Origin of the sequence: Streptomyces sp. NPDC048644 (assembly GCF_043199105.1) — a bacterium.
Lineage (GTDB): Bacteria > Actinomycetota > Actinomycetes > Streptomycetales > Streptomycetaceae > Streptomyces.
Genome location: NZ_JBICVO010000004.1, coordinates 70,477 through 92,787, shown reverse-complemented (window position 1 = coordinate 92,787; position 22,311 = coordinate 70,477). Strand labels below are relative to the sequence as shown.

At 72.3% G+C, this 22,311-nt stretch carries 22 protein-coding genes and 1 riboswitch; of the genes, 12 read left to right on the top strand and 10 right to left on the bottom strand.

Features of this window, described 5'->3' with window-relative positions:
• The first annotated feature begins 38 nt into the window (after positions 1-38).
• The 5 genes from ACGFNI_RS10080 (at position 39) to ACGFNI_RS10060 (ending at position 4,384) form a co-directional block, all read left to right on the top strand.
• Complete coding sequence (locus tag ACGFNI_RS10080) at positions 39-806, top strand: enoyl-CoA hydratase/isomerase family protein (protein WP_393682327.1); 768 nt, start codon at positions 39-41, stop codon at positions 804-806.
• Positions 807-1,080: 274 nt separating this feature from the next.
• Positions 1,081-1,608, top strand: coding sequence for an ATP-binding protein (locus tag ACGFNI_RS10075; RefSeq protein WP_393682326.1), 528 nt, complete (start codon positions 1,081-1,083; stop codon positions 1,606-1,608).
• 536 nt (positions 1,609-2,144) lie between these two features.
• Positions 2,145-2,603: a hypothetical protein gene (locus tag ACGFNI_RS10070; RefSeq protein WP_393682325.1), complete on the top strand. Its 459-nt coding sequence runs from the start codon at positions 2,145-2,147 to the stop codon at positions 2,601-2,603.
• A 102-nt stretch (positions 2,604-2,705) separates the two neighbouring features.
• Positions 2,706-3,464: a DsbA family protein gene (locus tag ACGFNI_RS10065; RefSeq protein ID WP_393682324.1), complete on the top strand. Its 759-nt coding sequence runs from the start codon at positions 2,706-2,708 to the stop codon at positions 3,462-3,464.
• On the top strand, positions 3,461-4,384 hold the full coding sequence (locus ACGFNI_RS10060; RefSeq protein ID WP_393682322.1) for a cytochrome c biogenesis CcdA family protein: 924 nt from the start codon (positions 3,461-3,463) through the stop codon (positions 4,382-4,384). The genes ACGFNI_RS10065 and ACGFNI_RS10060 overlap by 4 nt, the downstream gene beginning before the upstream one ends.
• A gap of 71 nt (positions 4,385-4,455) precedes the next feature.
• Here the strand turns inward: ACGFNI_RS10060 and ACGFNI_RS10055 are convergent, their stop codons facing one another.
• The 4 genes from ACGFNI_RS10055 to ACGFNI_RS10040 form a co-directional block, all read right to left on the bottom strand.
• Positions 4,456-4,776 (bottom strand): hypothetical protein, encoded by a 321-nt coding sequence (locus tag ACGFNI_RS10055; RefSeq protein ID WP_393682321.1) that lies wholly within the window; start codon positions 4,774-4,776, stop codon positions 4,456-4,458.
• A 211-nt stretch (positions 4,777-4,987) separates the two neighbouring features.
• Positions 4,988-5,818, bottom strand: a complete 831-nt coding sequence (nadE, locus tag ACGFNI_RS10050) for an ammonia-dependent NAD(+) synthetase (protein WP_393682320.1) — start codon at positions 5,816-5,818, stop codon at positions 4,988-4,990.
• Between the two features lie 53 nt (positions 5,819-5,871).
• Entirely contained in the window at positions 5,872-6,426 is a 555-nt protein-coding gene (locus ACGFNI_RS10045; protein WP_393682319.1) for a GH25 family lysozyme, read from the bottom strand.
• 105 nt (positions 6,427-6,531) lie between these two features.
• A complete protein-coding gene (locus tag ACGFNI_RS10040; protein WP_393682317.1) occupies positions 6,532-7,872 on the bottom strand; it encodes a glycosyltransferase family 4 protein in 1,341 nt (446 codons plus the stop codon).
• A 207-nt stretch (positions 7,873-8,079) separates the two neighbouring features.
• Here ACGFNI_RS10040 and ACGFNI_RS10035 point away from each other — a divergent pair, with 207 nt between their 5' ends.
• The 3 genes from ACGFNI_RS10035 to ACGFNI_RS10025 all read left to right on the top strand — a co-directional run bounded on the left by ACGFNI_RS10035 (position 8,080) and on the right by ACGFNI_RS10025 (position 10,896).
• Positions 8,080-8,823 carry a response regulator transcription factor gene (locus ACGFNI_RS10035; protein WP_393682315.1) on the top strand — a complete coding sequence of 248 codons (744 nt, stop codon included), beginning with the start codon at positions 8,080-8,082 and terminating at the stop codon, positions 8,821-8,823.
• Between the two features lie 61 nt (positions 8,824-8,884).
• On the top strand, positions 8,885-10,309 hold the full coding sequence (locus ACGFNI_RS10030; protein ID WP_393683009.1) for an ATP-binding protein: 1,425 nt from the start codon (positions 8,885-8,887) through the stop codon (positions 10,307-10,309).
• Between the two features lie 287 nt (positions 10,310-10,596).
• Positions 10,597-10,896: a hypothetical protein gene (locus tag ACGFNI_RS10025; protein ID WP_393682314.1), complete on the top strand. Its 300-nt coding sequence runs from the start codon at positions 10,597-10,599 to the stop codon at positions 10,894-10,896.
• Between the two features lie 66 nt (positions 10,897-10,962).
• Here ACGFNI_RS10025 and ACGFNI_RS10020 read toward each other — a convergent pair whose 3' ends face one another.
• From ACGFNI_RS10020 to gcvT, 6 genes are all read right to left on the bottom strand, one after another.
• Positions 10,963-11,427, bottom strand: coding sequence for a MarR family winged helix-turn-helix transcriptional regulator (locus ACGFNI_RS10020; RefSeq protein ID WP_393682312.1), 465 nt, complete (start codon positions 11,425-11,427; stop codon positions 10,963-10,965).
• Positions 11,428-11,692: 265 nt separating this feature from the next.
• On the bottom strand, positions 11,693-13,075 hold the full coding sequence (locus ACGFNI_RS10015) for an L-serine ammonia-lyase (protein WP_393682310.1): 1,383 nt from the start codon (positions 13,073-13,075) through the stop codon (positions 11,693-11,695).
• 104 nt (positions 13,076-13,179) lie between these two features.
• The gene (locus tag ACGFNI_RS10010; protein WP_393682309.1) at positions 13,180-14,850 is read right to left on the bottom strand and encodes an APC family permease; all 1,671 of its coding nucleotides are present in this window, start codon (positions 14,848-14,850) and stop codon (positions 13,180-13,182) included.
• A gap of 213 nt (positions 14,851-15,063) precedes the next feature.
• On the bottom strand, positions 15,064-16,323 hold the full coding sequence (glyA, locus tag ACGFNI_RS10005) for a serine hydroxymethyltransferase (RefSeq protein WP_393682307.1): 1,260 nt from the start codon (positions 16,321-16,323) through the stop codon (positions 15,064-15,066).
• Positions 16,324-16,389: 66 nt separating this feature from the next.
• Positions 16,390-16,767, bottom strand: coding sequence for a glycine cleavage system protein GcvH (gene gcvH, locus ACGFNI_RS10000; RefSeq protein ID WP_393682305.1), 378 nt, complete (start codon positions 16,765-16,767; stop codon positions 16,390-16,392).
• 109 nt (positions 16,768-16,876) lie between these two features.
• Positions 16,877-18,004 carry a glycine cleavage system aminomethyltransferase GcvT gene (gcvT, locus tag ACGFNI_RS09995; protein ID WP_393682303.1) on the bottom strand — a complete coding sequence of 376 codons (1,128 nt, stop codon included), beginning with the start codon at positions 18,002-18,004 and terminating at the stop codon, positions 16,877-16,879.
• A 151-nt stretch (positions 18,005-18,155) separates the two neighbouring features.
• Positions 18,156-18,250: riboswitch (glycine riboswitch) on the bottom strand.
• A 211-nt stretch (positions 18,251-18,461) separates the two neighbouring features.
• Between gcvT and ACGFNI_RS09990 the strand changes: the two genes are divergently transcribed.
• The 4 genes from ACGFNI_RS09990 to ACGFNI_RS09975 all read left to right on the top strand — a co-directional run bounded on the left by ACGFNI_RS09990 (position 18,462) and on the right by ACGFNI_RS09975 (position 22,295).
• On the top strand, positions 18,462-19,166 hold the full coding sequence (locus tag ACGFNI_RS09990) for an AAA family ATPase (protein ID WP_393683008.1): 705 nt from the start codon (positions 18,462-18,464) through the stop codon (positions 19,164-19,166).
• Between the two features lie 89 nt (positions 19,167-19,255).
• A complete protein-coding gene (locus ACGFNI_RS09985; protein WP_393682302.1) occupies positions 19,256-20,053 on the top strand; it encodes an enhanced serine sensitivity protein SseB in 798 nt (265 codons plus the stop codon).
• A 59-nt stretch (positions 20,054-20,112) separates the two neighbouring features.
• Positions 20,113-20,916: an enhanced serine sensitivity protein SseB C-terminal domain-containing protein gene (locus ACGFNI_RS09980; protein WP_393682300.1), complete on the top strand. Its 804-nt coding sequence runs from the start codon at positions 20,113-20,115 to the stop codon at positions 20,914-20,916.
• 380 nt (positions 20,917-21,296) lie between these two features.
• Positions 21,297-22,295 (top strand): ABC transporter permease, encoded by a 999-nt coding sequence (locus tag ACGFNI_RS09975; protein ID WP_393682298.1) that lies wholly within the window; start codon positions 21,297-21,299, stop codon positions 22,293-22,295.
• Positions 22,296-22,311: the final 16 nt, after the last annotated feature.

Below are 22,311 nucleotides of genomic sequence, written 5' to 3'. Positions count from 1 at the left end.
CGCACCCACCGTCGTTAACGGCAACTAACCTTCCTCGCATGACTGTGAACTTCGAGGTCGCCGACGGCGTCGGCACCATCAGCCTGGACCGCCCGCCGATGAACGCGCTGGACATCGCCACCCAGGACCGGCTCCACGAACTGGCCGACGAGGCCACCCGGCGCGATGACGTGCGCGCCGTCGTGGTGCGCGGCAGCGAGAAGGTGTTCGCGGCCGGCGCGGACATCAAGGAAATGCAGGCCATGGACCACCCGGCGATGGTCGTCCGCTCCAAGGCCCTGCAGGACGCGTTCACCGCCGTGGCCCGCATCCCCAAGCCGGTGGTCGCCGCGCTCACCGGCTACGCGCTGGGCGGCGGCTGCGAGTTGGCGCTCTGTGCCGATTTCCGGATCGCGGCCGACAACGCCAAGCTCGGGCAGCCGGAGATCCTGCTCGGCCTCATCCCGGGCGCCGGCGGCACCCAGCGGCTGGCCCGGCTGGTCGGCCCTTCCAAGGCCAAGGACCTGATCTTCACCGGCCGGCACGTCAAGGCCGACGAGGCGCTGAGCATCGGCCTGGTCGACCGGGTGGTGCCGGCCGCCGAGGTCTTCGAGCAGGCGCACGCCTGGGCCGCGCGGCTGGCGAAGGGCCCCGCGCTCGCGCTGCGGGCCGCCAAGGAGGCCGTCGACGGCGGCCTGGAATCCGACCTCGACACCGGCCTGACCATCGAACGCACCTGGTTCGCCGGCCTGTTCGCCACCGAGGACCGGGAGACGGGCATGCGCAGCTTCGTCGATGAGGGTCCTGGCAAGGCCAAGTTCCGCTGATCCGGCCGGTGTTGGCGGCCCGTTCGGATGTGGCCGATACCCGTGCCTCGTGTGAGGGAATCGCGTCAGCCTTAACCACGCCTTGAGCCGACCTTGTGCGCGGGGCCTGCCGTTCCGTGGTACGCCGGGGGTCTTCGCAGGTCGGCCGGGGCGCGAGGAAACCTTAACTGCCGCTGGCATATGTCCCGTTGGGGGTCGCGAACCGGTGATTCCGGGCAGATGATTCCGCCGGTTCCGGCCCCGCGAGGGTCGCGCAGCGGCCATGATGGGGGGCATGGCGGGCCTCGAAGGAATGGAGCAGCCGCGGCCGTGCGGTGACACGGCCGCCGTGCACCGGGGACTCCCGGAAGCGGACAGGGGTGGCGGGGCGCTGCCGGACGCCCTGCACCTCGCGGCACTCGAACTGGTCGGTGATCCGACCGTCGGTGAGGTGCGACTGCCCTCGCGCCCCGAATCCGCCGGTACCGCACGCCGGTTGACGCAGTCCGTGCTCCTGGAGCAGTGGGCGCTGTCGCCGCAACTCGCCGAGCACGCCGTGCTGCTGGTGTCGGAACTGGTGGGCAACGCCGTACGGCACACCGGGGCGCGCCGGTTCGGGCTGCGGATGCTCAGGCGGCGCGGCTGGATCCGCATCGAGGTGCGCGATCCGTCCCGGGGGCTGCCCTGCCTGATGCCGGTGCAGGAGATGGACACCAGTGGCCGCGGCCTCTTCCTCGTCGACAGGCTCTCCGACCGCTGGGGCGTGGACCTGCTGCCGCGCGGCAAGACGACGTGGTTCGAGATGCGGGTCACCGACCGCTGAGCCGGCGGCGCGCGCCGCGAAAGGGCCAGGAAACGGGACTGGGGCCTCCCGCGGGATGGTGCGGGTGAGGCCCCAGTGCCGACCCGCGGCGGACGGAAGGGGTGTGTCCGCGGGGTCGTGAACGACCTGGCCCGGGTCAATGGGGGTCGCTGCGGTCGACTATGGCAGGTCGGCCGCCAGTTGCCAAAGGTGCAACTACGGACAAGGTAGCCGATAGCGCGATCAATTGGCGCCTGATCCAAGGTGAGGTACGCCACCGGCCTTGTAAACGACGGTTGAATAATCGGTTGCCTCGATGGATATGCGGTGAAGGGGCGGCGTTGGGGCGCTGCGGGGCGGGGATTCGCCGCCCCGGCGGGCAGCCGCTCGCCCGGTGGCGCCGGTGCGCCCCAGGGGCCGGTGCCTGCTACGGACCCGCCCCCGCGGTCCGTAGGATGGGCCGCTCATGCTCCCGCGCGCGGCCGGTGGTTCGCAGCCCCGGGAGCCGGACAGCGGGCGCCGGCAGCAGCCGTGCGCGGACGGGGAAGGAGGACGCCATGACGCACGCACGCCGGTCGGCCGCCGTGATCCTCCTGCTCCTCCTCGCCGTCACCTTCGGGCCGCTGCTCTGCCGGATCGGCGGCGACCAGGCGTGGAAGGCGGTCCAGGCGACCGCGGCCGGCGTCCTCGCCGACACCGGCACGGCGGACGCCGCCACGGCCGGACCGGCCACCGCAGCCGGACCCACCGGCCCTGAGGCCGGACACCGGGCGGACCGCTTCGCCGTGTGGACCGACGTCCTCGACGTGCCCAAGCGCTGCTCGGGACAGCACGCGCCCGGCAGCGGCGAGTCCGCGCCGCTGCCCGCACCGCACCGCGGCGAACCCCTCGCCCCCGGCATCGCGGGCCCGGCGCCGATGGCCGTCGACCTGCCCGCGCAGTTCGCGCTGGCCAGGCCGCCCACCGCCGCCGGCCACGCCGACCACTCCACCCTCCTTCCCGTACTGCGGATTTAGGCCGTTCCCCGGCGCCCCGCACCCGCGGAGCCGCGCCGCATCCGGCCCCGGCCGTGTCGCCCCGGCGCCCGGCCATACCCCGCGTACGACTGGAGCTTCCGCATGCCCACATCCGCCTCTCCCACCCGCAAGATCGCCGCCGTCGGCGCGGTCATCGCCCTCGTCGTGGCCGTGATCGCCCTCGCCATCGCCGTCGGCAAGGCCGTCGAAGGCAGCCGCGACACCGGCGATCCCGATGCCGCCGCGTCCGTCACACAGCAGGAGGACGCGGGTCAGCAGAAGATGTACGACCAACTCGCCGAGCAGACCAGCAGGCGCCAGGACGGCGACCCGCTGGCGGTCGGCAGGAAGGACGCCCCGGTGGTGCTGGTCGAGTACGCCGACTACCAGTGCTCGTTCTGCGGGCGCTTCACCCGCGAGACCCAGCCCGGCCTGATCAAGAAGTACGTGGACGCCGGCACGCTGCGCATCGAGTTCCGCAACTTCACCATCTACGGCGCCGACTCCGAGCGCGCCGCCCGTGCCTCCTGGGCCGCCGGGCAGCAGGGCAAGTTCTGGGAGATGCACGACGAGCTGTACGCCAAGACCCGCAAGGGCGCGGCGCTGGCCACCGACCGGCTCGTGGAGATGGCCCGCACCAGCGGAGTCAAGGACATCGACAGGTTCCGCGAGGACCTGGACAGCGAGGCGGCGAAGCGCGCGCAGCAGAAGGACCAGGACGAGGGCTACAGGCTCGGCGTACAGTCCACCCCGTCGTTCCTGGTCAACGGCCGTCCGGTGGCCGGCGCGCAGTCCGCGGACGTGTTCGGCCAGGCGATCGATGACGCCGCCACCGCGAAGGCGAAGGGGTCGGGCAAGTGAGCGACATCGGCTACCTCGCCGCCTTCCTGGGCGGCGTGCTCGCCCTGATCAGCCCGTGCAGCGCCCTGCTGCTGCCCGCCTTCTTCGCGTACTCGCTCGCCAACCCCGGCAAGCTGCTGGCCCGTACCGGCGTCTTCTACCTGGGGCTCGCCACCACCCTCGTCCCGCTCGGCGCGGCCAGCACGGCCGCCAGCCGGCTGTTCAACGGGCACCGCGACCTGCTGATCGCGGTCGGCGGCTGGGTCGTCATCGCGATGGGCGTGGCACAGATCCTCGGCCTGGGTTTCGCCTCCAAGCGCGCCCAGCAGGCGGCGGCCCGGATCACCCCGCGCTCGGCCGTCTCGACCTTCCTCCTCGGCTGCGTCTACGGCCTGGCGGGCTTCTGCGCGGGCCCGATCCTCGGCGCGGTGCTGACCGTCACCGCGGTCAGCGGCTCCCCGGTGTACGGCGCCTCGATGCTCGCCGTCTACGCGCTGGGCATGGCGCTGCCGCTGTTCGTCCTCGCACTGCTGTGGGACCGCTTCCGGCTCGGCAGCCGCGGCTGGCTGCGCGGCCGGGAGTTCTCGGTCGGCAGGCTGCGGCTGCACACCACGTCGCTGCTCTCCGGCGTTTTCTTCATCGGCATCGGCGTGCTGTTCCTGCTCTTCAACGGGACCGTAGGACTGCCCGGAATCCTGGACGCGGACGCCGAATTCCACGTCGAGGAGTGGGTCGCGGGGATCGGCAACGCGGTGCCCGACTACGTCCTGATCGCGCTCGCCGCGCTGGTCGTCGCCGCGGTGCTCGGGCGGATCGCGCTGCGGCCCGAGAAGAAGCCGCAGCAGGACGAGAAGCTACCGGCGGACGAGAAGCCCCGAGGGAGTGCGAAGCCGTCGGGGAACGAGGAGCAGGGGGAGGCCGCGGCGGAGCGGGCGCGTTAGCGGGACGCCCGCGGGCAGCGCGGGCCGCAGCGGCGTGGCGCCGGCCGGTCCGCTCCGCCCGGCGCCCGCCCCTAAGCGATGCGCCGCCGGTGCACATGCGGGTGTGCGTCGGCCCGGCGCCGCCGGTCGTTGCAGAGCAGGCACTTGCCGTAGCCAGGCGGCAGCGGATCGTCCGGGTCGCCGTACAGCGGATCGACGGCGCCGTGCGGATGGACGGCGCAGCCGGTCGGGCCGTTCTCCTCGCTGAGCGAGCTGGCGGCGGTCAGCGCCTGGCGGAGGACGTCGACGAGCTGGTCGGCGTCCCGGCGGGTCGGGGCGGTCTGGAGGGACGAGGCAATGTCGGAAGCGGTGGTCAGCGCGGTCCGGAGTTCGCGCAGCTGTGCGTAACCCATACCTCGGAGCGTAGGCGGCCCCACTGACAGTTGATCTTCCGATCGGACTTCGCGGCTTCCCATGGCCGCATCCCTGCCCACTCCCGCCGACGGATTAGCCCCCGCACGGTGACCGTCGCCTTACCGGCTCATGACAGGTCCGTGCGCGGCCGGCGGGCGCACGCGGACGGGCTCGGGGCTGCTGCCCACGGGCCCGTCGGATGCGCGGTGCTCAGGGAGCGATCGGCAGGGCGCGCTTGTGGCCGGTGAGGCGGTAGCGGCGGACGATCGTCTCGAAGGCCGCCTCGGGGACCGGCAGGCCCACCAGGAAGTCGTCGATCTGGTCGTAGGAGACACCGAGCGCGTCCTCGTCGGGCTTGCCCGGGTCGAGGGTCTCCAGGTCGGCCGTCGGCACCTTCTCGACCAGCTCGGCAGGGGCGCCGAGTGCCGCGGCCACCGCGCGCACCCGGCGCTTGGTCAGGCCGGTCAGCGGGACGACGTCGGCCGCGCCGTCGCCGAACTTGGTGAAGAAGCCGGAGACCGCCTCGGCCGCGTGGTCGGTGCCCACGACCAGGCCGTCCTGGGCGCCGGCCACCGCGTACTGCGCGATCATCCGCTGCCTGGCCTTGATATTGCCCTGCACGAAGTCCTGGTGTCGCGCGTCACGGAACTCCACGCCGCCGTCCAGCGCAGCGGCCAGCGCGGCGTCGCTGGCCGGCCTGACGTCGACGGTCAGCAGCCGGTCGGCGCATATGAAGTCCAGTGCCAGCCGGGCGTCCTTCTCGTCGGCCTGGACGCCGTAGGGCAGCCGCATGGCGAAGAACGTCGCGTCGTGCCCGGCGGCGCGGGCCCGCTCCACGGCGAGCTGGCAGAGCCGGCCCGCGGTCGTGGAATCGACGCCGCCGCTGATCCCGAGCACCAGCGACCGCAGGCCGGTGGAGGTCAGCCGCTCCGTGAGGAAGGCCACCCGGCGCTCGATCTCCTGCTCGGCGTCGAAGGACGCGGTCACCTGGAGATCCCGGGCGATCTCCTGCTGCACGGTCATGGACGCCGGGTCGGTCACGGCTGCTCCTCGGTTCTGGTTCCGTCCGGCCTGGTGTGCCGGCTACCGGAACCTTATGCCGGGTGCGCCCACTTCTTGAGGGCGGCCTTGCTGGAGAAGTCCGCGACGTTCTTGTCCAGCGGGCTGTCGGTGTACTGGTGGATGCGCCAGTTCGCCTTGATCCTCGGGTGCCCCGCGGAGACGTAGTCGGCGATCCACAGACCGTCGGCGGCGTACGACGTGGTGTCGTGGTTGAGCCAGAAGTCGCGGTTGCAGTAGAGCATCACGCGGTGCGTCGGGCGGAGCTTCCTCACCTCCCTCAGGAACTGGTCCTTCTGCGCGTTGCTCGCGTACGTGCCGTCGCCGGTGCGCTCCCAGTCGGCGGCCAGGATGTCGCCCTGGACGGACGCGCACTTCTCGACGAAGTACCTGGCCTGGGCGGCGATGTTCCCTGGCCACAGGAAGTGGTAGAAGCCGACCACACAGCCCGCCTTGCGGGCCTTGGCGGCCTGCGCGGACTGGTGCGGGTTGATGTAGGAGCGGCCCTCGGTGGCCTTGACGATCACGAAGTCAAGACCGTCGGTGGAGAACGACGAGTTGTACGAGCTGACATCGACACCGTGCAGCATGAGCGGCCTCCCGCCGATCGGACCTGCGTTCCCGAAGCGTCATCTGCGTCCCAGCAGTTCAGCATGTGTACGTCCGGAGACGCCAGATCAGGGGCGTGAAGTTCCCTATTGAGACGGTGCGTTGGTGGCGGTCGAGGTGGCCGGGGCGGTTGAGGCGCCGGTTGTCCCACGGGTCGTGGTGTCCGCCCCGCCGTGCGCCGTTGGTGCGCCGTTCGCGGGCCGGCGCACGGCGGTGCGGACCCGTCGCGCGAGGCGCCCGGCCCGTGTGCGGACCCACCCGAAGGCCCGCCGCAGGGCCCGCCGCCTGCGGGTGGCCCGCAGCTCGTCGAAGAGCAGCTGGTAGCGGGCGGCGATCGGCCCGGGGTCGTAGCGTGTGGCGCTCTCCAGGGCCGCGGCGGCCATCCGCCCGCGGCGCACCGGGTCGTCGATCAGCGCGATCAGGGCGTCGGCCAGCGCCTGCCCGTCGCCTGGCGGCACCAGCAGCCCGTCCGTGCCGTCCGTGATGATCTCGCCGGGCCCCAGCGGGCAGTCGGTGCTGACCACCGGCACGCCGCAGCGCATCGCCTCGACGAGGGTCATGCCGAAGGATTCGGCGTCCGAAGCGGAGGCGACGACGGCTGCCTTGGCGAACTCCGCCTCGATCGGCGAGCGCGGGCCGGTCAGCTCCGCCCGGTCGCCGAGGCCGAGCCCGTCGATCAGCTGCTGGAGCCTGACCCGTTCGGCGCCGCCGCCGTGGATCCGCAGGCGCCAGTCCGGGTACTTGGCGGCGACCGCGGAGAACGCCTCGACCAGCAGGTCGAACCGCTTGCCCGGGACCAGCCGGCCGGCCGCCGCGATCACCTTGCCGGTGCCGTCGGACGGCGGACCCTGCGGCGCGGGCACGATGTTGGGCACCGCCTGCACGCGGACGCCGGGCAGCGGCATCCGGGCGCGGTAGACCGCGGCGTCCGCCTCGGTGGTGGTGACCACGGCGTCCAGCGTCCGGTAGTGGCGGGCGAGTTCGGCGCGCAGCCGCTTGCCGTGCGCGTCGTGGCGCAGGTGCTCCTGGGCGATGCGCAGCGCGCGGCGCGGGGCGAAGCGGGCCAGGTAGACGTTGATGCCGGGGCGGGTGCCGATCACCACGTGCGCGTCGGTGGCCCGCAGGTGGGCGGCGACCCGGAGGTCGACCAGCCGGCTGTACTGCTCGTAGCGCTTCTCGGCCGCGGGGAAGTCATGCGCGGGCTCGCTGAACCGCGGGTCCGCCATGTCGTCGCTGCCGACCCGGGTGTCCACCAGCGGGACGAGCCGCACCCGGGGATCGACGGCGAACCGCGGGACCTCCCGGTGCCGCAGCATCGAGACGATCTCCACGTCGTGCCGGTCGGCGAGGGCGGCGGCGAGGTTGAGCGTGGTGCGGATGGTGCCGCCGATGGCATAGGCGTTGTGCAGCAGGAGGGTGATCTTCATCCGGTCTTTCCCGGTAGGTGCGCCGCGTGGCTCCGGCCGTCCGGGCGGCGCGGCGGCCGGACGCCCCGGGGCCTGCCGTCCGGCCCGTGACCACGCTGGCGCCACGGGGTAAGCCCGTGGCGTGGCCCGGGTGAGAGCCCGGTAAGAAAGCCGCGGTGGCCGTTCGGTCCAGGGCACCGGCCCGGCCGGGCTTGGCAGACTTGCCCGGTGACCTACGCCGTACTGCTCGCCGAGGACGACCGCCCGATCCGCACCGCCCTGGAGCGCGCCCTGACGCTGGAGGGCTATCGGGTGACCGCGGTCGCCGACGGAATCCAGGCGCTGGCGGCGGCGCACCGCGAGCGGCCCGACGTCATCGTGCTGGACGTGATGATGCCGGGCATCGACGGACTCCAGGTCTGCCAGGTGCTGCGGGCCGAGCAGGACCGCACCCCCGTCCTCATGCTCACCGCCCGGGTCGAGACCGCGGACCGGATCGCCGGGCTCGACGCCGGTGCGGACGACTACGTCGTCAAGCCCTTCGAGGTCGATGAGGTCTTCGCCCGGCTGCGCGCACTGCTGCGGCGGACCGCGCCGGACGGCGAGTACGGCGACCGGGACGGCGCGGCGGCAGGCGAGCCGGGCGCGGGGTACGAGTGCGCCGCGGACAGCGGTGTCGTCGAAGCGGCCGACCTGCGGATCGACGGGCCGTCCCGCAGGGCCTGGCGCGGCGGGCGCGAACTGGAGCTGACCCGCACCGAGTTCGAACTCCTTGAACTGCTGGCGCGCAACGCCGGAATCGTGCTGGACCACTCGACGATCTACGACCGCATCTGGGGCTACGACTTCGGCCCCGGCTCGAAGAACCTCGCGGTGTACGTCGGCTATCTGCGGCGCAAGGTCGATGTGCCGGGCAGCAGGCCGCTGATCCACACGGTGCGCGGCATCGGATACGTCCTGCGGGAGGACTGAGGTGGGCACCGGCCGCGGCGGCGGGCTCCGGGGCAGACCCGGCTGCCGGCTCCGTGCGCGGCTGCGGGACCGCGCGCCGGCCAGCGCGCGCACCTCCTTCGCTGTGACCTTCGCCGCCGGCGCCGCGGCGGTGACCGTGCTTGTCGGCTTCCTCAGCTACGACGCCGCGGCGCGGCTGGTGCGGGTGGACGAGAAGTCGGTGTTCTCCGGGGTCGTACGGGATCTGCGGGACCAGGTGCGGGAGAAGCCGTTCGGGCCCGCGGACTACACGGCAGCCGACGCGGACCACGACGGCCCCCGGGACGACCTCACCCGCCCCACCCGCACCGACGTCCAGGTGCTGGGCGCGGACGGCCGGATCGTGGACCCGGGGCGCCCGCGGCTCCCGGTCGGCGCGGCCGAGCGGGACCTGGCGGGCACCGCCGGGGCCGGGCGGCACGCGGAGCGCGAGGCGACGGCTGACGGCGACGCGTACCACGTGGCGACGGTCGCGCTCGGCGGCGGGCGCGGCGCGGTACAGGTGGCGCAGAAGTCCAGCGCGTCCGAGGACCTGCTGGCCGAACTCCAGGCGCGCACCGCCCTGTTGGCGGCTGCGGTCCTGGTCGTGGCCGGGGCGTCGGGCTGGTGGCTGGCGCGCCGGATCACCGGCCGGCTGGTGCGGCTCACCTCGGTCGCCGAGAGCGTCGCCGAGCACGGCAGGCTGGACGTGCCGGTGCCGGTCGCCGGACGGGACGAAGTCGCGCGTCTCGGCCGGGCCTTCGACGACATGCTCGGGCGGCTGGCGCGCTCGGCCTGGGACCAGCAGCGGCTCGCCCAGGACGCGGGCCACGAACTGCGGACGCCGCTCACCTCGCTGCGCACCAACATCTCGCTGCTGCACCGCTTCGACGAACTGCCGCCCGCCGCCCGCGAGGAACTGCTGGCCGACCTGTCGGGCGAGGCGCGCGAGTTGACCGACCTGGTCAACGAGCTGGTGGACCTGGCGGCCGGGCGGCGGGACGCCGATCCGCTGAGCGAGGTGAGCCTCGCGGATGTGGCGCAGAAGGCGGCGTCCGCGGCCCGCAGGCGCACCGGCCGGGAGATCACCGTACGCACCTACCGCCCCGTGGTCGTCGAGGGCCGTCCGGCCGCGCTGCACCGTGCCCTGTCCAACCTGCTGGAGAACGCCGCCAAGTTCGACGCGGGCGGGACGGCGCCGATCGAGGTCGTGGTCAGCGGCGACCGGCTGGAGGTACTGGACCGCGGCCCCGGGATCGCGGAGGCCGACCTCTCCCGGGTCTTCGACCGTTTCTACCGCGCACCGGCCGCCCGCGGGCTGCCCGGATCCGGCCTCGGCCTCGCCATCGTCCGCGAGATCGCCGCCGCCCACGGCGGCCACGCCTTCGCCGCCCACCGCCCCGGTGGCGGCGCCGTCCTGGGCTTCACCGTCGGCCAGGAGACACCGCCGGGGGCCGGGAGCGACCCCGCGGACACCCAGGGCATGTGAACGGGCGACCGAAGGGGAGTGCGCCGCGGTCGCGTGCGCCCAGTGACGCCACCGCGCTCCCGATCGGAGGGGTTTCGGGTGGCTGCGCACCGTGCTCCGGCGGCATCGGACGCGCCCCGAACCCATGAGTCGATGACGAACGCTTCAGGTCTTCCCCCGGTCTTCGCCAAGCGGGCATGGACCGGCGAGTAGGGGCGTACCACTGTGCTGGGTGCCGCCGGACGTGGAGTCCGTACCGGCATCCGCACCGCACCGGTCACCATCGCACCAACTGGGGGACAGTACCGATGGACATACCCTTCCGCCCCGCCGCCGACCTCCCCGAACCCCACCCCGCGACGCTCTCCGCCGCCCGCTGCGCCGCCGCGTCCGCCCAGGATCCGACGCCGTGCGAGGGCCCGCACACCGCCGCCACGATCATCTCGGGTGACGGCACGGAGGTGGCCGGCTGCCTGCACCACTGCGCCCGGCTGCTGGCCGGTCTCGACGGCGGACGGGTCCACCCCTTCGTCCCGGTGGACCACTCCCTGGAGATCTACTCCCGGGCGGGTGAACTCCCGCCGTTCGCCTGGGAGATCGGCAGGTAGCGCCCGTTTTCGCAGGGCGGCGGGGCCACCGGGCTCCGTCGCCCACTGCCGTCCCGGTGTCGCGCCCTACCGGCCGGGCGCGGCCGGCTCCGCGGGGTGACGGAGGTCCTCGGCGGCGTTCGACACACGCCGGAGCAGGTCCAGGAAGACGGTCCGCTCGGCCGGTTCCAGCGGGGCGAGGAAGACCTGGTTCATCCGGGCGGTGCGCACCGCGAGCTTCTTGTGCACCCGTACGCCCTCGTCCGTGGCGCGCAGCACCGAGCGCCGGCCGTCGTGCGGATCGCGGATCTTGCCCACCATGCCGCGTGCGACGAGCCGGCGGATCACCTCGGCGATGGTCGACCGGTCGAGACCGACCCGCTCGCCGACCGTGCGCTGGTCGAGGCCGTCCTCGTCGACCAGCGCGTTGAGCACCGCGAACTGCGGGGAGGTGACCTCCTCCGAGACGATGGTGTTCCACAGCAGGGTGTGCGCCTGCTGGAAGCGGCGGGCCAGATGGCCCGGGTGGCTGCTGAGGTCGAGCGTGGGCACGCCGGGCCCCTCTCTGTGGTCGTGCGGGTGCCGTGCGTGTCGCGTCGGCGCGGACGTTTCAGTGTACTGGGGCACATTTCGCGCACGGAGTGCCTCGGCGGGGGCGAATGGCCCTGGATACGGGTGAGTTGGGGACGGATCGTCCGTGTGCTGAGTGCATTCGCGGTGTGCGCCTGGCGGGCGGGTGCGGAACGCCTGACGGCCGCGGGCCCGCCCCTGACGGGACGGATCCGCGGCCGTCGTCGCACGCTCCGCCGCCGGCGGGTCAGCACTCGATGATGTTCACCGCGAGACCGCCGCGGGCCGTCTCCTTGTACTTGACGCTCATGTCGGCACCGGTCTCCTTCATGGTCTTGATGACCTTGTCGAGGGAGACGTGGTGGCGCCCGTCGCCACGCAGCGACATCCGGGCCGCGGTGACCGCCTTGACCGAGGCCATGCCGTTGCGCTCGATGCACGGGATCTGGACGAGCCCGCCCACCGGGTCGCAGGTCAGGCCGAGGTTGTGTTCCATGCCGATCTCCGCGGCGTTCTCGACCTGCTCGGGCGAGCCGCCGAGCACCTCGGCGAGACCGCCGGCCGCCATCGAGCAGGCGGAGCCGACCTCGCCCTGGCAGCCGACCTCGGCCCCGGAGATGGACGCGTTCTCCTTGAACAGCATGCCGATCGCGCCCGCCGCGAGCAGGAACCTGACCACGCCGTCCTCGTCCGCGCCCGGCACGAAGTTGACGTAGTAGTGCAGCACGGCGGGGATGATGCCGGCCGCGCCGTTGGTGGGGGCGGTCACCACCCGGCCGCCCGCGGCGTTCTCCTCGTTGACGGCCATCGCGTAGAGGGTGATCCACTCCATGGCGTGCGCCTGCGGGTCGCCCGCCGAGCGCAGCGCGCGGGCGGCGTTGGCGGCGCGGCGGCGGACCTTGAGGCCACCGGGCAGGATGCCCTCGCGGGTCATCCCGCGCTCCACACAGCGCTGCATGACCTCCCAGATCTCCAGCAGCCCGGCCCTGATCTCCGCCTCGGTGCGCCACGCCTTCTCGTTCTCCAGCATCAGCGCGGAGATGGAGAGGCCGGTGTCCTGGGACAGCCGCAGCAATTCGTCGCCGGTGCGGAAGGAGTGCGTCAGGACGGTGTCGTCGAGCTTGATGCGGTCCTCGGCCGCGGCGTCCTCGTCGACGACGAAGCCGCCGCCCACCGAGTAGTACGTCTTCTCCAGCAGGGGCGCACCGTGCGTGTCGTACGCGAACAGGGTCATCCCGTTGGCGTGGTACGGCAGCGAGCGGCGGCGGTGCAGGATCAGCTGGGTGGGCTCATCGAAGTCGATCTCGTGCGCGCTGCCTATCTCGGCTTCGAGGAGGCGGAGCCGGCCGGTGCTGCGGATGCGGTCCACAAGAGCGTCGGCGTTCTCGACGTCGACGGTGCGCGGCGAGTGGCCCTCCAGGCCGAGCAGGACGGCCTTGGGGGTGCCGTGGCCGTGACCGGTGGCGCCGAGCGAGCCGAAGAGTTCGGCGCGCACCGACACGGTCTGGGCCAGCAGCCCGTCCTTCTTGAGCCGTCCGACGAACATCCGGGCGGCCCGCATCGGGCCGACCGTGTGGGAGCTGGAGGGGCCGATGCCGATGGAGAAGAGGTCGAAGACAGAGATGGCCACGGTGGCGAACTCCCTTGTCTGCTCGTGGTGAACGGTGGAGCAATGGGGTGGTTGATACGTTTCTGCGCCGACTGACGAGCGTAACCCGGACCCGGCGTCCGTGGTCAGACGGCGACCGTCGGGCGGTCGTCCTCCGGGGTAACGGACGGTGCCGCTGCCGTATCGGCGGCCTCCGGCGGGGCGTCCGTCATCGGGTCCGCGCCGGCCAGGCCCGTGCGATGGGCCCGTACCCCGGCGCGTACCGCCCAGAAGTAGAAGGCCACGGCCGAGACGGCGACCAGCGCGATGTCCAGGCCGCCGGGAATGACGCCGAGGCCGCCGAAGTCCGGGCTGCCCAGCGCGGAGACCAGGGCCATCCACAGCAGGAAGGCGACCATCCACCACGCCGGGGCGAACTGCCCGCGCAGCCGCCGGCCGCTACGGCGCAGCACCAGCGCGGCGACGGGCACCGCGATGAGGGTGATCGCCGCCACCTTGGCGGTGTCGGGCGACCGCGACCAGTACAGCGCGCAGGACGCGAAGGCGAAGGTGAGCGGACAGAGGACGGCGGCGGCCGGGAGGCGGAACGGGCGCGGCAGATCCGGCTTGGTCCTCCGGAAGACGCCGACCGCGACCGGGCCGATCAGATACGAGATGACCATGGCCGACGAGATCACCCCGGCCAGCGCCTCCCAGCTGTGCCCGACGGTGACCAGCAGCAGCACGGAGAAGCCGAGGTTGAGCCACATCGCCGGGCGCGCGGTGCCGTACCTGGGGTGCACGGCGGCCAGCTTCTTCGGGAAGAAGCCGGTCTCGGCGATGTTCTGGACCATGTAGGCGGCCGACGCGACGTTGGCGATGTTCGATCCGGCCGGCGAGATGAAGGCACCGAACTGGAGCATCGTGACGACCCAGTGCAGCATCAGCAGCTTGGCGAGATCGGCGAAGGGCGAGCTGAAGTCCACGCCCCGCCAGCCGCCCGCCTGAGTGAGCTGCTCGGGCGGTACGGCGCCCAGGTACGCGGTCTGGAGCGCCAGGTAGATCACCAGGCCGAGGGCGAGCGCCCCGACCAGCGCGACGGGGATGGCACGGCCCGGGTTCTTGGCCGCGCCGCCGAGGTTGACCACGGCCTGGAAACCGTTGAACGCGAAGACGACGCCGGACGTGGTGACGGCGGTCAGCACCGCCGACCAGCCGTACGGGGCGAAGCCGCCGTGCGCGGTGAAGTTGGAGGTGTGGAAGCCGGAGGCGATCAGGGCGGCCACCGCGAGGACCGGGATCACGAACTTGACCAGGGTCAGCACGGTGTTCGCGCGGGCCAGCAGCTGGACCGACCAGTAGCAGGTCAGCCACAGTGCGACGGTCAGGACCAACGCGACGCCGATGCCCGTGGCGGTCAGCTCGTGGTGCTCCCCGTCGACCAGGCCGCGGGCCCAGCCGAAGCTCCAGGAGGACATGTACTGGGTGGCGGCGATCGACTCGATCGGGATGAGCGAGGCGACGGCGATCCACACCGCCCAGCCGGTGAGGAAGCCCAGGACGGGCCCGTGCGAGAGGTGACCGTAGCGGGCCATCCCGCCGGGGATCGGGTACGCCGAGCCGACCTCCGCATACGTCATGGCGATCATGCCGATGAGGACGGCGCCGATCACCCAGGCCGCCAGTGCGGCGGGGCCCGCCACCTGGGCGGCGGTGCCTGCGCCGAAGAGCCAGCCGGAGCCGAAGATCGATCCGATGCCGATCATGATGAGGGCGAAGAGGCTGAGCCCCTTCCTGTTGCCCGCGCTCATGTCCATGGAGTGCGTGTGTCCGTCCTCTGTCGCGGAAGCCCCCGTCACCCAGGGGCCATGCCACCATAAGTGCCGACAAAGGCACGGAATGCGGGCAGGCAGACCGCGAGCCCGGGACCAACGGCCCCGGGCTCGCGGCCCGTTCACCTTCTCCAGGCCGGCGGACCGGCCTCCGGAAGGCTCAGTTCGTGCAACGCGTCACATCGTGGCGCGCGCCCCTCAGAGGGAGGGGTAGAGCGGGTACTTCTCGGCGAGCGCGGTGACCCGGGCCTTGAGGGACTCGGTGTCGTAGCTGGGCTTCAGCGCCTCGGCGATGATGTCGGCGACCTCGCGGAAGTCCGCCTCCTGGAAGCCGCGGGTGGCCAGCGCCGGGGTGCCGATCCGCAGGCCCGAGGTGACCATCGGGGGCCGCGGGTCGTTCGGGACGGCGTTGCGGTTGACCGTGATGCCGACCTCGTGGAGACGGTCCTCGGCCTGCTGGCCGTCGAGCCGGCTGTTGCGCAGGTCGACCAGGACCAGGTGCACGTCGGTGCCGCCGGACAGGACGGAGACCCCGTGCTGGGTGACGTCGTCCTGGACGAGGCGCTCGGCCAGGATGCGGGCGCCGTCCAGGGTGCGCTGCTGACGCTCCTTGAAGTCGTCGGACGCCGCGACCTTGAAGGACACCGCCTTCGCCGCGATGACGTGCTCCAGCGGGCCGCCCTGCTGGCCGGGGAAGACCGCCGAGTTGATCTTCTTGGCGAGGTCCTGGGTCGACAGGATCACGCCGCCGCGGGGACCGCCGAGCGTCTTGTGCGTGGTGGTGGTCACGACGTGCGCGTGCGGCACCGGCGAGGGGTGCAGACCCGCGGCGACCAGACCGGCGAAGTGCGCCATGTCGACCATCAGGTAGGCGCCGACCTCGTCCGCGATGCGGCGGAACTCGGCGAAGTCCAGCTGACGCGGGTAGGCGGACCAGCCGGCCACGATCAGCTTCGGGCGGTGCTCCTTGGCGAGGCGCTCGACCTCTTCCATGTCGACCAGGTTCGACTTCTCGTCGACGTGGTAGGGCACCACGTTGTAGAGCTTGCCACTGAAGTTGATCTTCATGCCGTGGGTGAGGTGTCCACCGTGGGCGAGGTTGAGGCCCAGGATGGTGTCGCCCGGCTTGATGAGGGCGAACATGGCGGCGGCGTTGGCCTGGGCGCCGGAGTGCGGCTGGACGTTGGCGGCTTCGGCGCCGAAGAGGTCCTTGATCCGGTCGATGGCGATCTGCTCGACGACATCGACGTGCTCGCAGCCGCCGTAGTAGCGGCGGCCGGGGTAGCCCTCGGCGTACTTGTTGGTCAGGACGGAGCCCTGGGCCTCCATGACGGCGACCGGAGCGAAGTTCTCCGAGGCGATCATTTCGAGGGTGGACTGCTGGCGGTGCAGTTCGGCGTCGACGGCGGCGGCGACGTCGGGGTCGAGGTCATGGAGGGAGCTGTTGAGAAGCGACATGAGTCTTTCCTGGGGAGTCAGGGGGCGCGAAGCGCTTCCGGGACGGGCGGGGGCCGAGCGGCGTACTCAGCCGGCGGTGAAGGCGGTGTACTCGTCCGCGGAGAGCAGGTCACCCGGCTCGGCGGTGATCTTCACCTTGAACAGCCAGCCGCCCTCGAACGGGGCGGAGTTCACCAGCGAGGGGTCCTCGGCAACGACCTCGTTGACCTCGGTGATCTCGCCGTCGACCGGCGCGTAGAGATCGCTGACCGACTTGGTCGACTCCAGCTCACCGCAGCTTTCGCCCGCCGTGACCGTGGCACCGACCTCGGGAAGCTGCACGAAGACGACATCGCCGAGCGCGTTCGCCGCGTGCTCCGTGATGCCGACCGTCGAGACGCCGTCCTCGGCGACCGACAGCCACTCGTGCTCCTTGCTGTAGCGCAGCTGCTGGGGGTTGCTCATGGGTCGATTCTCCTGTACGCGAAGGTGTGAATGTGAAAGGGGTCTTGCACAGTGAGACACACGGGGTGCGGCGGCGCCCCGGGCACCGTGATGTGCCAAGGGGGACGGGCTACTTCTGCCGCTTGTAGAAGGGCAGCGCGACGACCTCGTACGGCTCGTGGCTGCCGCGGATGTCCACCTTGACGCCATCGGTGCCGGGCTCGGCGTGCGCGGCGTCGACATAGGCGATGGCCAGCGGCTTGCCGAGGGTGGGCGACGGCGCTCCGGAGGTGACCTCGCCGACGACCGTGCCCGCCGCGTCGACCACGGGGTAGCCGGCCCGCGGGACGCGGCGGCCCTGCGCGATCAGGCCCACGAGCTTGCGGGGCGGCGCGGACTCGGCGCGGGCGGCGGCCTCCTCCAGCGCGGCGCGGCCCACGAAGTCACCGCCGTTGGAGGTCTTCTCGAACTTCACGACCCGGCCGAGGCCCGCGTCGAACGGCGTGGTGGCGGAGGTCAGCTCGTGCCCGTACAGCGGCATGCCGGCCTCAAGGCGCAGGGTGTCGCGGCAGGAGAGACCGCACGGCACCAGGCCCGCGTCCTTGCCCGCCGCGGTCAGCGCCTCCCACAGGGCGACCGCGTCCGCGGGCCGGACGAACAGCTCGAAGCCGTCCTCACCGGTGTAGCCGGTACGGGCGATCAGCGCCGGTACGCCGGCGACCGTGCCGGGCAGACCCGCGTAGTACTTCAGCCCGTCCAGGTCGGCGTCGGTGACGGCCTTGAGGATGCCGGGGGACTCCGGGCCCTGCACCGCGAGCAGCGCGTACGCGTCCCGGTCGTCGCGGATCGCGGCGTCGAAACCGCCCGCGCGTGCGGTCAGCTCGTCCAGCACGACCTGCGCGTTGGAGGCGTTGGCGACGACCAGGTACTCCTGCTCGCCGGTCCGGTAGACGATCAGGTCGTCGAGGATCCCGCCGCCGGCCTCGCAGATCATGGTGTAGCGGGCGCGGCCGGGCTTGACCCCGCCGATGTTGCCGACCAGGGCGTAGTCCAGCAGGTCGGCGGCGCGCGGTCCGGTGATGGTGATCTCGCCCATGTGGGAGAGGTCGAACAGGCCGGCGCGGGTGCGGACGGCGACGTGCTCGTCGCGCTCACTGCCGTAGCGCAGCGGCATGTCCCAGCCGGCGAAGTCGGTCATGGTCGCGCCGAGCGCGCGATGGGTGGCATCCAGCGCCGTGCGGCGGGGGGCTTCTGTCATGGTTCCGGGCTCCCAGGCAAGGTTGACAGGACATGTCTCCCCATCTGTCATCGGAACCTGAGAGGTTCACCGGAATCCCGCGAACGGGCCGGTTTGCACCTTGGGTGGAGCCGCCCCGTCAGCCGGGCAGTGGCTCGCTTTTCAGATCTGCCTCGCCCGCGCGGTATCGGGGCCTGAGAGATTCAAGGGAGGACTTGCTCCTTCGGCGCCCCGGCGCGCAGCCGGGGACTCTCCCGCGCGGATTCAAGCGGCCGGTATGCAGTTGACGGTGCACGAGTGAACACAGATGTGCACGTGGCGCCGACATCATTGCACGGGATCGCCGGACGCAGGAGTCCCGGTCGCCGCCCCCTCGGCAGACGGAAGAGCCCGCCGACCGCCTTGATGGACATTACCTTTTCTTGACACTCTGCGGGCAGGTACGGGCCAGGCCCGGACCACCGGACCGGGAGGGGCGATCACGGTGCACAGCGAAGCCGCATACGCGACGACGGCGGGGGTCGCGCTGCCGCGCCCGCCACGTGCGCCGCAGGCCGTACCGCAGCCCCTGGCACGGGAGGGGCACGGGCACGTCATGGACCTGCGGGCGCTGCCCGCCGCCCGCCGCACGACGGGGCTGCGCTGCGCCCCCGGCGCCCTCGTCGTGGTCTCGGGACTGCCGGGCAGCGGCAAGAGCACGCTGATGGACCGCCTCGTCCCGGCGCTGGACGGCCGCGGTGCCCCGGTGCACCGCATCGACTCGCAGGACGCCCGCGCACGCTGGGAGCGCGGCAGGCTGCGCCGGTGGCCGTACCCGCTCTACCGCCCGCTGGTCCGCGCCGCCCACTACGCGGGGCTGCGCCGCGCGCTGCGTTCCGGCGGCAGCGTGGTGGTGCACGACTGCGGGACGCTCGCGTGGGTGCGCCGCTGGGTCGCGCGGGCGGCCCGCCGGGACGGCCGGCCCCTGCACCTGGTGCTGCTCGACGTGCCGGCCGAGGTGGCGCTGCACGGCCAGGCGTCGCGTGGCCGAGGGGTGTCCTGGTACGCCTTCGCCCGGCACCGCAGGGCCGTCGGCCGGCTGCTCGGCGGCGCGGAGCGGGGACGGCTGCCGCGGGGGTTCGGCTCGGCCGTCCTGCTGGACCGGGCAGCCGCCGACGCGCTGCGCACCGTCAGGTTCGGCTGAAGCGGACCGCGCGGGCGGGCAACGCGAGCCCCGTCCTACTCGTCTAGGCTTTTCGGCCAGGTAGCGCGGTTGGGAGCAGGCGGATGGACATGAACTTTTCGGAGCAGGGGATACCTCAGCTGGCATGGCCGGCCAATGAGTTGGAAGAGGTGCTCGCGGCCTCGGTCGGGCATCCCGGGGCGGGTGGCCGGATTGTGGAGGTGCTGGGCCGCAGCCGGCTGTGGATCCCGCTGCCGAACGGCGGCGGGCCGGACAGCGCGGGCCCCGGCGCGGGCGGCCTCGACCTGCCCACCGTCGAGATCGACGGCCTCGCGTACGTGCCGGTCTTCACCTCCGAGCAGGAGTTCCTGCGGGTCGTCGGCTCGCACCTGTCCTTCACCGTCGCGCCGGCCAGGGAGTTCGCCCGCGGGCTGCCGCCGAAGCTCGGCATCGCCGTCAACCCCGACGGCACGGTCGGGGTGCCGCTGCCGGCACCCGCGGTGGCCGCGCTGTGCCGGGAGGACGGTCCCGAGGCCGGGATGGTGCCGGGCGGCGGCCGGGTGCGGCTCTTCGAACCGGACTGGCAGGACGAGCCGGTGGACTTCCTCGCGGCGGCGGGGCTGGAGTTCTCGGCCGCCGGATTTGTCCTGACTGCCCGACGTGTCCTGGCAAGCGTGGAGGGCGACACGCCCGCGCTGTTCGTCGGAGTTCAGGTCGACACCGCCCAGGCGCCGCTGCACGACGACCGTACGCAGGAGGCCGCGTTGTCGGCCCTGGGACGTGCGCTCGGCGCGGTCCCGGTGCCCTGGCCCGTCCAGCTCGTCATGCTGGACATCGCCCAGGGTGATCCGGTGGCCGACCGGATGCTGGAGCGCGTGCGTCCCTTCTACGCCCGGGACCACTCGTAAGCTGGTTGGATGACGGGCGGGCGCACCCCACGTGCCCTGCCGGAGAAGGGACGGACCACGTGAGCGCGGGTGCGCATCAGGGAGCGGCGGCGGCCGGCCAGGTCGAACAGATGCTGGCGCAGGTCTCGCCCGGCCGCTACGACGCCTACGAGGCGTTGCTGCACGCCCTCGCCGCCGGACAGGTCTGGATGCTGCTCTGGCACGGCCGGGCCGGCATGCCCGACGCGCAGTACGGCAACATGGAGGTCGACGGGCTCGGTTACGCGCCGTGCGTCACCTCGGCGCCCGAACTCGCCGCATCCGGCTGGAACCGCGACCACGAGCTGGTGGCCGGTGCCGACATCGCCGCCTCGCTCTTCCCCGACCGCTGGGGCCTGTGGCTGAATCCGCACGCTCCCGGCGGCGGCGTCGGTATCCCCTGGCTGGACCTGCGCCGGATCGCAGGCGGCCTCGACCGGCTGCCCGCAGGACCGCTGCGGATCACCGAACCGGCCATCGAACTCCCGCAGTTCTACGCCCTGCTCGCGCAGAACGCGCACCGCACGCCCGCCGTACGGGCGTTGCGCAGGGCCTGGGTGCAGCCCGCACTCGGGGCGCCCTATCTGGCCATCGGCCTCGACCTGTACGACACCGGCCAACAGGCCGTGGACGCGGTGCGGTTGATGATCCAGCAGTCGATCGGCGCGGTTCCGGACGGCCTGCCGGTGTCGACCGTCGCGATGAACGACGAGTACGACCCCGTCGGCATGTGGATGCGGGCCTGCGCGCGGCCCTTCTTCGACCGGGACGGCTACGGCGCCCCCGGCGGTCGGATGCCCGCCCCCGCGCCGTCCTACGGCTACGGCTACCCGCGTCCCTACTGACACCACCCGGCGCGTGACGGCGTCGATTTCCGGGCGGATTCGCCCTCTCTGCCCGCCCGTTGGGCCTCTCCTCCGCGTCCCCCCGCTCCGCTGAGCCGGGAGTTCTGTCCGTATAACGGAAACCTGCGGACCACATCACAGTTGCGCATCCATTCACCGTCAGGGCTGGTGAGTGATCGCGAATCGGATGAAGACTCCGGCAGCAGGGTCTCGGCCCTGTGTACGAACGTCATCCGACCACCGGTGTCGTGTGGACCCGCGGACCGCCGCGGGGCGAACTTCCGCGACACCTGCACCACTTGCACCAGTGATGTGAACCAGGCCGCCACCGCGGCCGGGCGTGGGCCGGCCACCGTCGGCCGAGAGGGGTCAAAGGCACCGTGACCGCACCGATCGAGACCACCGGGGCGGCTGCGCAGGCGCAGCCGGAAGCGGTGCTCCAGGGCGTGGAGACCAAGCGGATCGAGGGGCGTTCGCTCGGGCGTATCGCGCTGCTGCGCTTCCGACGCGACAAGGTCGCGGTGGTGGGCGCCATCGTTGTCATCCTCCTCATCGCCGTCGCCGCGCTCTCCCGTCCGATCCAGGCACTGCTCGGCCTGGACCCGGACGCGCCGCAGCAGTCGCTCATCGATCCCAACACCACGCTCCCCAAGGGCGACATGGGCGGGATGAGCCTGGACCACCCGCTGGGTGTGGACCCGAAGTTCGGCCGCGACCTGCTCGCCCGTGTGCTGGAGGGCTCCTGGGTCTCGCTGATCGTCGCCTTCGGCGCCACCCTGCTGTCGGTGGCCATCGGTACGGTCATGGGGGTGATCGCCGGCTTCTACCGGGGCCGGGTCGACGCGGTCATCAGCCGGCTGATGGACGTCTTCCTGGCGTTCCCGCTGCTGCTGTTCGCCATCGCGATCTCCGCGTCCCTCCAGGGCGGCGCCTTCGGACTGACCGGCCTGCCGCTGCACCTCTCCGTGCTGATCTTCGTGATCGGATTCTTCAACTGGCCGTACATGGGCCGGATCGTGCGCGCCCAGACGCTGTCGCTGCGCGAGCGGGAATTCGTCGACGCGGCCCGCGGCATGGGTGCGCGCGGCCCGTTCATCCTCTTCCGCGAGCTGCTGCCCAACCTCGTCGGCCCGATCGTCGTCTACTCGACGCTGCTGATCCCCTCCAACATCCTCTTCGAGGCGGCCCTGAGCTTCCTGGGCGTCGGCATCCAGCCGCCCCAGGCGTCCTGGGGCGGGATGCTCAACCAGGCGGTCAAGTACTACGAGGTCGACCCGCAGTACATGCTCGTCCCCGGCATCGCCATCTTCGTCACCGTGCTGGCGTTCAACCTGCTCGGTGACGGGCTGCGGGACGCCCTGGATCCGCGCAGCCGCTGAGGCCCGCCGGACCGCG